The sequence below is a fragment of the Xenorhabdus bharatensis genome, assembly GCF_037996705.1.
GTDB classification, from domain to species: domain Bacteria; phylum Pseudomonadota; class Gammaproteobacteria; order Enterobacterales; family Enterobacteriaceae; genus Xenorhabdus; species Xenorhabdus bharatensis.
Genome location: NZ_JBBMXG010000001.1, coordinates 319,154 through 332,078, shown reverse-complemented (window position 1 = coordinate 332,078; position 12,925 = coordinate 319,154). Strand labels below are relative to the sequence as shown.

Genomic DNA, 12,925 nt, shown 5'->3' with positions numbered 1-12,925 from the left:
ATTTGGCAAATACTCTTATCTAAAGAATATTCAGCCGTGGTGGCAATTAATTTAAACAACAGAGATAGCAATGATGCAGGATTTGCGTCTGATATTAATCGTTGTTGGTGCGATAGCCATAATAGCTTTGCTATTACATGGGTTGTGGACCAGCCGTAAAGAGCGTTCGTCACTCTTTCGTGATCGCCCAGTGAAACGTCGTAAGCAGGAGCGTGAGAAAGAGTCAGAGGATAATGATGGCGATGAGCTGTTTAATAATTCGTCAAATTCACCTGTTCATAAATCAGCGAAACTTCGCCGTGAACAGCGTGAAGAGCCGGTTATTGAGCGTAATGCACCTGATTTGTCAGAAGTAACATCGGATAATGGAATTGATCCTTTACTCTCAAAACAACAACCTGAAGCAGCAATGGCAAAAGAAAAAGCCATTGATGAAAGCCAGAAAGAATCGCAGCTTGGCCTGTTTGAATCTGCTGAGCAAAATAGTGCGGAAGGTATGGAAACGGAGGCTGTCAGCGAGCAGTCTGAATTGGAAAATGCCGCAAAAGCTGAAGCTGAAGCTGAACAGGCTAAAAAAGAGACTGTATTGGTACTGCATGTAGCAGCCCATCATGGTCAGGAGCTGAATGGCGAAGTATTGCTTCAGAGCATTTTACAGTCCGGTTTCCGTTTTGGGGATATGAATATTTTCCACCGCCACCTTAACCCATCGGGTAGTGGTGCAGTACTGTTCAGTCTGGCTAATATGGTTAAGCCGGGGTCATTTGATCCAGAACATATGACTGATTTCAGCACTCCGGGGATCTCCATGTTTATGCTCGTTCCTTCATATGGTGATTCTAATCAGAATTTTAAACTGATGTTGCAGGCAGCACAGCGTATTGCTTCTGATGTAGGAGGAGTGGTGTTAGATGCGGAGCGTAAGATATTAACACCGCAAATGATTGAGAATTATAAGGCACGTATTCGCAATACACTCAGTGCTCAGGAATAAATTTTCTTTTTAGTATTAAGCCCCCGCTCAGTCGGGGGTTTTTAATGATGTAATGCTTTGATTATAAATGGATTTTATAATGAGGTATCCACATTTCATCCACTTTATGACTGAAATCTTTAGCAAAAACCCTTCGTACTTTGAGGGGCTTCATATAATTCACGTCACGTTTCCTTTTTGACTTTCTCAATCACAGATGAAATGCCACGCGCTTTCCTCAGAAAGGCCCGGCTATTCTTCTGGCGGTATGCAATATTCTGAGAACCTTTATCGTTTCCCTATCCTCATCGTAACGGTAGAGCATAATGAAGGGAAAATGTGGGATAACGAGTTTTCTATAACGTTCATCCGGATTGTTACGCGCCTTTATGCTTGCATATGGGGTCACTTTCAGAAGCTCAGCCATTTCCACGAACTTTGCGTCAACCTCATCAGCCAATAACAGCCAAGCTTGCTCAAAGAAGTAGAGATAAATTTGCTCTCGGTTAGTTTGTGCGCTTTCTTCCCATAAAATACTGATCACCTTATCCCCTGCTCAGCTTAGTACGCAGTAGAGCCATCCGGCGCTGGCTTTCAGCCTCATCAATAAAATGAGCCGAGCCGTTTTCACATTGGTCAATCGCTTTTTCAATTTCCGCCTCTAACCAGTGAGCATGGGTATTTTTTTGATATTCACGTTCTTCATTTGCAGTTTGCTATCTTTTGAAAGCCATAGAGTATATGCCAATCTAACTATTGGAGTCATGACCTGAGATCGTTTGAAGCGCGCCAGCGCTGGTGCTTTACGGGATATGAAATCTTAATTTGATCTTGTGTATTTTGGCTGGGAATGGCAGATTTTATGCAAGAGAATATCACTGGGTTTTTATCCGAAAACGGAAACGACTTAGCGGATATGTCATGATAATTTGCAGGAGGTTTTATGGTTCAATTACCTACATCCAATGAATATGTTACTGATTTTATTGCATCTGAAAGTAGACATTTCGCAGTGTGGTACAGAAGCAGGACTCCCAATATGAACGCTATATCTCTCGAAGATACGTTACAACAAAACGACGCTTATTTATTATTAACTTATGATAATAATTGTCATTTAACAACACTCACTTATCATTTCACTGAGTATCATGCACCCCCTACCCCCCCTGTAAACAGAGTTTTACTCTTATTTCAAAACAACTTATGGCACGATCTTGCGTTCAATCAGATACAATCTAGAGATATAACAGATGCTGTCAGACGCATTAAGCAGTATTGGACGCCCAGTCATTGGCGAGGGTTTTAATTTATTACTCCGATCCTTCCCATCAATGCAGGATAGAGGTAACAGTGTCGTGACATGTCACATCCTCACAATTTGACTTCATGTTAGCCCAGCGTAGCCCAACAGGCTGAATCACCAGACAGGCAGCATTTTGTCACCGGAAGTGCATCACCACATTTTGGACATTGCTGTGCTGCCAGTGTTTCTATTGCCTGACGTAATTCCATATCGTCTTTACGAATAAGCAGCGTGAGGTATTCAACCACGTCATAGGGATCACGTCCCGACCGGTCATGACTCCAATAGTTAGATTGACATATGCTCTATGGCTTTCAAAAGATAACAAACTCAAATGAATTAGTGAATTACGAACTCATGTTCCTCTTCAAAAAATACGTATCTAACTATTGGCAGCACGACCGGTTTTCTCTTAGCTCAATACTTAACCAGAAGAAAGTAGAAAAATATACAACATGATTTGTCACCGGAAAGATTGCCCCTGAAGCTGGTCAGATTCCGCCGGCTATCGCACACAGTGGGCATGCGAAAATAATATTGTCGTTTTAAGAGACAAAGATTGGCTAACTATTTATCAAGACTATGTTTTTTGTACAGATAGAGAAATACCTCGCCTAACTGGAGGGCGCAATCATGGCAATTAAAGCACTTGAAGGTGGACGTTATAAAGTGGATGTTAAGACCGCAGGGCAGATCGGGAAGACGAGTCCAGCGCATATTTAACAAAAAGGCGGATGCAGTTGCATTCGAACGAAACATCTTAGCTAATGCTGATAATCAAGACTGGATACCAATAGAAAAGGATTACAGAAAGTTATCTGAGCTTTTTGATATTTGGTGGAAATATGAGGGGCGTAACTTAATCTGGGGTATAAAAAGGCATAAAAGCATCAACAGTCAATAGAGATATGACAATGCTTGGCGGTATTTTTACTATTCTGATTGAGATAAAGGAATATAAAGGAACTCATCCAATCAAGGGCATGAAACCGCTCAAGGAAAAAACGCCGGAGATGTCTTACCTTACTGAATCAGAGATTGCTGCATTATTGAATTCTATTACTGATGATGCTTGGCGTTTAACGATTCTATGTTTGAACACTGGCGCAAGATGGGGAGAGGTTACTAAGCTAAAGGCGGAAAACATGTTGCATAATCGTGTTACATTTACTGAAACAAAAAATGGAAAACACAGAACCCTCCCTATTTCTGATGAGGTAATGGAGGCCGTTAAGACTAAACAGTCAGGTCTCTTATTTGATGTTAATTATCAATCTTACAGAAAGATGCTGAAAGAGATAAAACCAGACCTACCTGTTGGTCAGGCAGTGCATGTTTTGCGGCACACTTTTGCTGCTCATTTTATGATGAATGGAGGAAATATATTAATATTACAGAAGATAATGGGGCATGCCAGCATTCAGCAAACTATGACCTATGCGCATTTTGCTCCGGATTATCTATTGGATGCTATTAAGTTTAATCCACTAAGGGATGTATATACATTCCATCCACATTATCGGGGAAACATGGGCATCAATAGCACCCCGATAGATTCATAATCTATTGAAACATAAGATCAGCCCTTGTATAAAGGACTGCTTTATCCCCGTTCAGTCACGGGGGCTTTTCATCTCTGGTGAGAATTCATGAAAAATATTATTCAAAAAATCAACGAACTAAGAACAACATTGCGTCATCATGAGTATTTATACCATGTTATGGATGCACCAGAGATCCCGGATGCGGAATATGATCGCTTAATGCGGGAACTAAAATCACTGGAAGAACAGCACCCGGAACTCATTACCGCGGATTCACCTACCCAACGGGTCGGAGCAGCGCCACTAACTGCATTTGAGCAGGTACGTCATGAAATCCCGATGCTATCTTTGGATAACGTATTTGATCAAGAAAGCTATCTAGCGTTTGATAAACGTGTTCGTGACCGCCTGAAAGACAGTCGTGAACTGGTATTTTGCTGTGAACTCAAACTTGATGGTCTGGCGGTTAGCTTGTTGTATGAAAACGGCGAGTTAGTGCAGGCAGCTACCCGTGGCGATGGTACTACGGGAGAAAATATAACTGCTAATGTTCGTACGATCCGGGCAATTCCTCTACGTTTGAAAGGAGACAATATTCCAGCCCGTGTTGAGATCCGCGGTGAAGTCTTTATGAAGCAGGCTGGTTTTGAAAAACTCAACGAAGAAGCCCGTCGGACAGGTAATAAAGTATTTGCCAATCCCCGTAATGCCGCTGCCGGATCATTGCGCCAACTTGATCCTCGGATTACAGCTAAACGTCCACTGACTTTTTATTGTTATGGTGTTGGCGTTATTGAAGGCGGAGATTCTGAAAACGGAAATCTGCCAGCAAGCCATTACGGTCGTCTGATGCAATTCAGGCAGTGGGGGCTTCCGGTCAGTGACAAAGTGAAATTATGTCAGGGAACCCAGCAGGTATTGGATTTTTATCGTGAGATAGAACAACAGCGCCCTGAGTTGGGTTTTGATATTGATGGCGTTGTTATCAAAGTTGACTCCCTTGAATTGCAGGAAGTATTAGGATTTGTAGCCAGAGCACCTCGCTGGGCGACGGCATTTAAGTTTCCGGCACAAGAACAAATAACCATCGTACGGGATGTTGAATTTCAGGTAGGGCGTACAGGCGCTATTACGCCGGTTGCACGTCTGGAGCCGGTACAGGTTGCAGGTGTCATCGTCAGTAATGCCACTTTGCATAATGCAGATGAAATTGAGCGTCTGGGACTACGTATAGGCGATACAGTAGTTATCCGCCGTGCAGGTGACGTTATTCCGCAGGTTGTCGGCGTCATTCAGGAAAAAAGACCCACAGAGAGTCAGGAAGTTGTTTTCCCGAAACATTGCCCTGTTTGTGGTTCTGATATTGAACGTGTTGAAGGAGAAGCGGTAGCACGTTGTACCGGTGGATTATTCTGTGGCGCACAGCGTAAAGAAGCATTAAGGCATTTTGTTTCCCGCCGTGCAATGGATGTGGATGGAATGGGAGAGAAAATTATTGAGCAGTTGGTTGATAAGGAATATGTCAAAACTCCGGCTGATCTTTTCCGTCTTACCGCAGGGAAATTAACGGGTCTTGAGCGTATGGGGCCGAAATCCGCTCAGAACGTAGTGAATGCGCTGGAGAAATCTAAGAAAACAACCTTTGCCCGTTTCATTTATTCACTGGGAATTCGTGAAGTTGGAGAAGCGACAGCTGCTAACTTAGTTGCCCACTTCGGTACACTGGAAAAATTGCGCGTAGCAGATACGCAAACTCTGATTGCTGTTCAGGATGTGGGAGAAGTTGTTGCCAGTCATGTGGTTAACTTCTTTAATGAACCACATAATCAGGCCGTTATTGATGATCTGGTCAATAATATTGGTATCCATTGGGAATCATTAGAAGTACCGCAATCCGCAGATATTGATAGCCCATTTGCGGGTAAAACCGTGGTGTTAACCGGATCACTAAGCCGCTTATCCCGGGATGAGGCTAAAGATAAATTGGCTGCTTTGGGAGCTAAAGTTACAGGCAGTGTTTCCAAAAAAACCGATCTGGTGATTGCGGGTGAAGCGGCGGGTTCCAAATTAGCGAAAGCCACAGAGTTGGGGATAGCTGTAATTGATGAAGACGAAATGCTTCGTCTTTTAGGTGAGTAAAGTAGGGACGTAATCTTTAGAAAGGCGCTATTTGAGATTTCGGTAGCGCCTATACTTTGCATACATGATAGCCATATTCTGGCTAAAAGTGTGATCCGGTTTGCTAAATTTAGGTTTTGTTGCCTCTCACATAATAAATTGGTGTGATAATTATCACAATTTATTATCGCGTATGACGAAATACGGTTATAAATTTGCACCTCGTCAGATTTGGAGTTCTTTTTATGTCTCATATTTTTCATTTTGTCCTCGCTTTATTGGTCATTGGTGGCCTGGCGATTTTGGCGAGTAATAACCGGAAGGATATAAGGGTCCGGTATATTATTCAGTTACTTGTTATTGAACTTGTTCTGGCGTGGTTTTTCCTGAATTCGAATGCCGGATTAGGGATCGTCAAAGGGTTTGATAACCTGTTTGTTCACTTGCTGTCTTATGCCGCAGAAGGTACTAACTTTATTTTCGGTGGCATGATTGACGCAAAACTGGCGTTTTTCTTCCTGAACGTGCTTTGTCCTATCATCTTTATTTCCGCCCTGATTGGTATCCTGCAACACGTTAAAATTCTGCCGATTGTGATCCGTGTTATTGGTACAGTGCTCTCCAAAGTGAATGGTATGGGGAAACTGGAATCTTTCAATGCAGTCAGTTCATTGATTCTGGGCCAGTCAGAGAATTTCATCGCTTATAAAGATGTATTGGACAAAATGTCTGAACGCCGGATGTACACCATGGCTGCAACCGCAATGTCTACAGTATCCATGTCCATCGTGGGTGCCTATATGACGATGTTGGATGCAAAATATGTGGTTGCAGCTCTGATACTTAATATGTTCAGCACCTTTATCGTTCTGTCCCTCATCAACCCTTACTCTGTTAAAAGTGAAGGGGATATTCATATGAGCAACCTGCATGAAGGGCAAAGCTTCTTTGAAATGCTCGGTGAATATATTCTGGCGGGTTTCAAAGTCGCATTGATCGTATCGGCCATGTTGATTGGCTTTATTGCTCTGATTGCGGCTATCAACGCTGTCTTTGACATGATATTTGGGATTACCTTTCAGGAATGCCTGGGCTATGTTTTCTATCCGTTTGCCTGGATCATTGGTATTCCTAGTGATGAAGCACTGAAAGTAGGCAGCATCATGGCGACTAAGCTGGTTTCTAATGAATTTGTTGCTATGCAGGGTTTACAGGAAATTGTCGGGCAATTGAGTGAGCGTTCAAAAGGAATTTTGTCGGTATTTTTGGTTTCTTTTGCTAACTTCTCCTCTATCGGAATTGTTGCCGGAGCTATCAAGGGATTGAATGAAAAACAGGGAAATACTGTTGCACGTTTTGGTCTGAAACTGTTGTTTGGTTCAACATTGGTGAGTTTCCTGTCCGCAGCCATCACCGGACTGGTAATGAGTTTTTAAATTCACAGTGACTTGTGTTTCAGAATGAAAATGGCATCTTACCGATGCCATTTTTTTTACATAAAGAAAAAGGCTTAAAGAATGAATAAAGAAAACCTATTGGAAATCGCTAATACGGTAATGCCATTTGGAAAATATAAAGGAAGAATGTTAATTGACCTTCCTGAAGAATATTTGCTTTGGTTTTCCCGTAAGGGAGAATTTCCACAAGGCAAACTGGGGGCACTAATGGAAATGACCCTTGCAATTAAGATTGAAGGGCTGGATTCATTGGTAAAGCCACTGAAGAAATCTTAGTTAACCGTAAGTTGGATCAAGTGGCGCTATCGGTGATGAAATATCGATTAATGCACCACTTTTATCCTTGATTAACATGCGCCGTTGCCCATAAGGTAAGTCACGCGGTGGTTCTATAATATCCAGCTTAAGTGTTTTGGCTGTTTCAAAATAAGCGTCAATATTTTTTACAACAAAAGTGATAATTACGCCTTGGCAAGCTTGTTGATATGCTTCCGGAATAAAGTCACTTGTTTTTAAAAATGCAGAAACTTGCTCATTTGATTCAGAAGACATGGAGATGAACCAGCAGGATTCATATTCAACACTAAATTTCAATAAGTTAACAAATAAATCCCTCGTGCTTATCAAGTCATCACTGAGAATATTAACTAACATATTGATTTACCTTTAAAGGTTAGTGAGATGATACTTAACGTTAAACTTTTTTACATGGTCATAAATTTATACGAAAATTTATGATGCATGTTTAAGTATTCTCTTAAATTTGAGAGCTAATACGATTGATAGAGTGATACAGTTTGTTAATAAGCCAAAAACAAGCCCATACCAAAAGCCAATCAAGCCCATTTTCTCTGTTATCAAGTCTGTTAACCCTAATGTAAAAGCCAAAGGGACGCCAATAAACCAATAACCGAAGAGAGGAACATAGAAAACTATTTTTGTCTCATGAAACCCACGTAAAATGCCTGATAATATGGAGTGTATAGAGTCAAATAATTGGAGGAAGAATAAAAATACGATTACTTCGAGAGCTATCTTTATTACAAGAATATCTTTTGTATATAAACTGATAATATGTTCAGCATAAAGAAAAAACATAATTCCTAGTATAAGGGTAATCAATGTAGTAGATATTAAAGAGAGTAAACTAAATCTTAGTGTTGATGAATAATCTTTCTTAGCACTCAAGTAACTTATTTTTACTGTTGTGACAGCAGACAATCCACCGCCAATAGCTAGTATCATGGATGATATGATAATCATAATATTATTGGCTGCAATATATACGGTACCTAAGGTTGCAATGCCAAGTGAAATGGCATCAATAAATATCACTTCAACAAAGAGTGCTAATCCACTTGGGATACCGATCAAAAACAATCTTTTTAATCCTGAGTTGAGTTTTAGAGATAATCTAAATCTGTATTTTTCATATTCTTTTTTTCGCAAAAAATAGATAATCAGTAAAATAGCACTGAGAGTGTTGATAATCGCAGTTGTGATCCCGGCTCCTACTCCCCCCATTTCTGGTACGCCAAATTTACCAAAAACGAAAATATAGTTTAAAGGTATATTGACTATGAGAGCAAAAATAGAGATATACATCGCAACTTTGGTGTTTTCAAGTGCTTGTAACAAAGAGCGAAATACATTGAATATCATCACTCCTGGTACACCAAATGCCATAGCTATAATATAACCTTTTGTGATGTGTACAACATCTTCATCAATCCCAATAAGCGATAAAAGCTGAACCGCTAATAACAAGAAGACAATGATAGGGAGCGATAAAATCAATGCAGCAGATATGTAATTATTAACACACTCTTTAATTCCTTCGATATCATTATTTGCCCGAAGTTTTGCAACATCAGCAGATAGCATCAGAATAACGCCAAAGCCCAATACAAAAATGGGGAACCAAATACTACTTCCCAGCGATACGGCAGCAAGCGCATTTGTTGAATAGTGGCCTGATACGATAACATCCACGGCGCTCATTGCTATTCTGGTAAGCTGCGTTACTATGATCGGTGTTGATAGTAAAAAAAGATACTTGATATCGTTCAATAAGGCCGTTTTTTGCATGATAGTCCCTGTAAAAATATTATTTTTTCAATTACCCTGTATTAATTTCAACATAGCAGAATGATTATAGAAGTAGCTACAGTATTTTATTTTTTAAGCAGCTTATTACTGAGTAGCATAGATGAAGAGTAGAATGTGTTATTAGGACTGAAATTTTTTAGTTTAATTAGAACTAAAACTAATTATAATCATCAAATAAAAATTAATGCAACATATTGCTAACACTTTATTCGTAAAATGTCACTTTCATTAGGTTTTGAGAGTACGGCTACTTTAGGTATTCTATTAACCATTTGATATGTAGGGGGTTAATTATTTTATTCTATGTTAATGACAGACAGGTTTTTGTTGTAAGGGTAGTATTTTAACTTTTGTGATTGTATTTTCAGGTGATAACTATTTTTCATTATCAAAATAATTTATGTTTTTTTAATATGTTTTATGATTTTTCTTTACATTGAAGATGATATGGAATTTTTTATTTTATTGGGTTTATACTAAATAATTTTAAAGTGGTAATATGAATATTGATAATAATATGGTTTTACCTGAGAAAAAAGAAGAATCACCATCTATTACTGTATCTATACCTGATGGTACTGATGTTATTGTGGAGCAACATATATATCTAGTCGTAACAGTGAAATCACCACAGGTTAAGTCTATTAAAAGTATCACAATAGATGTTACAAATAAGAATATAGTTGTAAAAAAGAAGAGGACTGGAAACTTATCGATGATAATTAATCTTATTAACTTAGCTGGAAGGATTCTTAAAAAAGAAAAAGAAGATAAAAAGTTTAGAGTATATATTCCTAACTATCTAAATTCTCGTCCAAACAATGTTATTATATTTTTAATTAAAGATGAAAATAATAATAGTATTACACTGGAATCAACAATTATAGGGGAAGTTAACTCTGCTGGTTATAATTTTCAGTTATCATATGAAAAAATACCATTTAATAAAAAGCTTGGGCTCTATTATATAGCTTTGGACATAGCTGCAAATTATGCGTATTCTAAGAGTCTAAATGTTATCTTTGAAGATGATTCTGCATCTGGAACTGATCCCAATAATGGCGGCAACACAGGGAATGGAAATCACTGTGATAATGGTCTCTATAACAAAGTGGATGTCGATTCAAACTATGAAGACGGGAAATTCAGCTTAAAAATAAAAAGCATTACACTGATTTGATGCTTTTAAATTACCTGAGCATAAAAAGAAAAGCAGGGCGATTTAGTTATACATGATAATAAGAAAAAATCCCTGAAGACTTGCGCCTTCAGGGATTCAGAATTTTGGTGGAGCTAAGCGGGATCGAACCGCTGACCTCTTGCATGCCATGCAAGCGCTCTCCCAGCTGAGCTATAGCCCCACAAATGTGGCGTTCCGAATCAAGATATTTTTGGTGGAGCTAAGCGGGATCGAACCGCTGACCTCTTGCATGCCATGCAAGCGCTCTCCCAGCTGAGCTATAGCCCCAAATCAAAATCCTGTGGAACGGAGCGCATCATATGAAACCCAGAGAATTCTGTCAACGAATTCATTAGTATTCTATGTATAAGCGCTGAAAAAGCCATCAATATACCCGCTGTATTTCAAGTTGCCCTTCGTTGGCTGCGTTCATGTACCCCAGTCACATAGTTATCTATGTGACTGGGGATGCGTTTACTTGCCGCTGTGATGTAACTCGAGATCCATTGTGTATATCAACTTGTTATAGTTAATTTAGCGTTTTGATTATTGCGCTTCACGCTGTGCAATATAAGCCAGTGCTTTATCAATACGAGCCAGTGAACGAGCCTGATTGATGGCGTGAATGGTCACATCAACACTTGGTGATTGGCCTGCACCAGTAACAGCAACGCGCAGTGGCATGCCGACTTTACCCATTCCTACTTCCAGTTCGTCAGCTGTTGCCTGAATCGCGTGATGAATATTTTCAGGTGTCCATTCGGTAATGGCTGCTAGTTTCGTGCGTACAACTTCTAATGGCTGACGGGCAACCGGACGCAGATGTTTTTTCGCAGCATCAGCATCAAATTCAGCAAACTCTTCATAGAAGTAACGACCAGCGCTGGCCATTTCTTTTAATGTTTTGCAACGCTCACCCAGCAGTTTGATCAGATCCACTAACTCTGGACCTGTGCGGGTATCAATACCTTGCTGTTCAATATGCCATGCCAAATGAACGGCAACTTCTTCTGCTGGCAGGGTATTGATGTAATGATGGTTCAGCCAAAGCAATTTTTCAGTATTGAAAGCACTGGCTGATTTACTGATAGCATCAAGGCTGAACAGCTCAGTCATTTCTTCAACTGTAAAAATTTCTTGATCACCGTGTGACCACCCCAAACGTACCAGATAGTTCAGCAATGCTTCTGGCAAGTAACCATCATCGCGATATTGCATTACGCTGACTGCACCATGGCGTTTGGACAGTTTCTTACCATCGTCACCGAGGATCATAGAAACATGCGCATATTCCGGGACTGGTGCGTTGAGCGCTTTCAGAATGTTAATCTGACGTGGTGTGTTGTTGATATGGTCTTCACCACGAATAACGTGAGTAATTTCCATATCCCAGTCATCAATAACCACACAGAAGTTATAAGTTGGTGAACCATCAGTACGGCGGATGATCAAATCGTCCAGTTCCTGATTGCTGAATTCAATCGGGCCACGGATGCTGTCATTAAAAATAACAGAACCTTCCTGTGGATTGCGGAAACGTACAACATGAGGTTCATCATGGCTATGCTGGCACTCACTATCACGGCAACGACCGTCATAACGAGGTTTTTCACCATTTGCCATCTGAGTTTCACGCAATTGCTCCAGATGTTCTTTGGAACAGTAACAACGATAAGCTGTACCATTGACCAGCATTTCATCAATAACCTGGTTGTAGCGATCAAAACGTTTAGTCTGATAATAAGGGCCTTCATCCCAATTCAGGTTTAACCAGTTCATTCCGTCCATAATCGCATCAATGGCTTCCTGAGTTGAGCGCTCCAGGTCAGTGTCTTCAATGCGCAGAACGAATTCACCTTTGTTATGGCGACTGTATAGCCAGGAATAAAGGGCGGTGCGTGCGCCACCAACGTGAAGGTAGCCAGTAGGACTTGGCGCAAAACGGGTTTTTATTTTACTCATCAGGAGTTGCCTTAATGACGTTCTACTTGTTAGAGAACGTTTTGGATGATTGAAGTAACAATTAAAATAACAATAGTGGGGTGCATTTTATCACTGGACTTCAATTCCTCAATGGCGTTGATGGTAGGTTATTGAGAAAAACCAAAATACATTGTCCAAATGATAACCTTATGTGATTATAATTGTTTCATTCTGTGTAATTTTGCGACGAACGGAAATTTTAGCAATAAAAACCGTTGACTCACCTCGAACTATCCCTATAATGCGACTCCATCA

Annotated in this window: 10 protein-coding genes, 2 tRNA genes and 1 pseudogene; 6 read left to right on the top strand and 7 right to left on the bottom strand. The window is 40.2% G+C overall.

Translation table 11 applies throughout. The features are described from left to right. Positions 1-70 precede the first annotated feature (70 nt). Positions 71-994, top strand: a complete 924-nt coding sequence (gene zipA, locus AAC855_RS01360) for a cell division protein ZipA (protein WP_340607853.1) — start codon at positions 71-73, stop codon at positions 992-994. 217 nt (positions 995-1,211) lie between these two features. Here zipA and AAC855_RS01355 read toward each other — a convergent pair whose 3' ends face one another. Both AAC855_RS01355 and AAC855_RS01350 read right to left on the bottom strand, forming a co-directional pair. After that, entirely contained in the window at positions 1,212-1,517 is a 306-nt protein-coding gene (locus AAC855_RS01355; RefSeq protein ID WP_340607852.1) for a type II toxin-antitoxin system RelE/ParE family toxin, read from the bottom strand. An 848-nt stretch (positions 1,518-2,365) separates the two neighbouring features. Next, a complete protein-coding gene (locus AAC855_RS01350) occupies positions 2,366-2,527 on the bottom strand; it encodes a hypothetical protein (RefSeq protein ID WP_340607851.1) in 162 nt (53 codons plus the stop codon). Between the two features lie 385 nt (positions 2,528-2,912). Between AAC855_RS01350 and AAC855_RS01345 the strand changes: the two are divergent. From AAC855_RS01345 to AAC855_RS01330, 4 genes and pseudogenes are all read left to right on the top strand, one after another. After that, positions 2,913-3,841: pseudogene (locus AAC855_RS01345) on the top strand (phage integrase). An 87-nt stretch (positions 3,842-3,928) separates the two neighbouring features. Further along, positions 3,929-5,962 carry an NAD-dependent DNA ligase LigA gene (gene ligA, locus AAC855_RS01340; RefSeq protein WP_340607850.1) on the top strand — a complete coding sequence of 678 codons (2,034 nt, stop codon included), beginning with the start codon at positions 3,929-3,931 and terminating at the stop codon, positions 5,960-5,962. A 224-nt stretch (positions 5,963-6,186) separates the two neighbouring features. Beyond that, complete coding sequence (locus tag AAC855_RS01335) at positions 6,187-7,377, top strand: NupC/NupG family nucleoside CNT transporter (RefSeq protein WP_340607849.1); 1,191 nt, start codon at positions 6,187-6,189, stop codon at positions 7,375-7,377. Between the two features lie 81 nt (positions 7,378-7,458). Continuing rightward, positions 7,459-7,674 (top strand): DUF3820 family protein, encoded by a 216-nt coding sequence (locus AAC855_RS01330; RefSeq protein WP_099125421.1) that lies wholly within the window; start codon positions 7,459-7,461, stop codon positions 7,672-7,674. On the opposite strand, the gene AAC855_RS01325 is transcribed toward AAC855_RS01330, so the two are convergent. Both AAC855_RS01325 and AAC855_RS01320 read right to left on the bottom strand, forming a co-directional pair. Beyond that, complete coding sequence (locus tag AAC855_RS01325; RefSeq protein ID WP_340607848.1) at positions 7,675-8,052, bottom strand: VOC family protein; 378 nt, start codon at positions 8,050-8,052, stop codon at positions 7,675-7,677. A 78-nt stretch (positions 8,053-8,130) separates the two neighbouring features. After that, positions 8,131-9,486, bottom strand: a complete 1,356-nt coding sequence (locus tag AAC855_RS01320) for an MATE family efflux transporter (protein WP_340607847.1) — start codon at positions 9,484-9,486, stop codon at positions 8,131-8,133. 520 nt (positions 9,487-10,006) lie between these two features. Between AAC855_RS01320 and AAC855_RS01315 the strand changes: the two genes are divergently transcribed. Continuing rightward, positions 10,007-10,687, top strand: a complete 681-nt coding sequence (locus AAC855_RS01315; RefSeq protein WP_340607846.1) for a hypothetical protein — start codon at positions 10,007-10,009, stop codon at positions 10,685-10,687. Positions 10,688-10,792: 105 nt separating this feature from the next. Here AAC855_RS01315 and AAC855_RS01310 read toward each other — a convergent pair. The 3 genes from AAC855_RS01310 to gltX form a co-directional block, all read right to left on the bottom strand. Then, a tRNA-Ala gene (locus AAC855_RS01310) sits at positions 10,793-10,868 on the bottom strand. Positions 10,869-10,899: 31 nt separating this feature from the next. Beyond that, positions 10,900-10,975 (bottom strand) — tRNA-Ala (locus AAC855_RS01305). Positions 10,976-11,233: 258 nt separating this feature from the next. After that, on the bottom strand, positions 11,234-12,649 hold the full coding sequence (gene gltX, locus AAC855_RS01300; RefSeq protein ID WP_340607845.1) for a glutamate--tRNA ligase: 1,416 nt from the start codon (positions 12,647-12,649) through the stop codon (positions 11,234-11,236). Positions 12,650-12,925 lie beyond the last annotated feature (276 nt).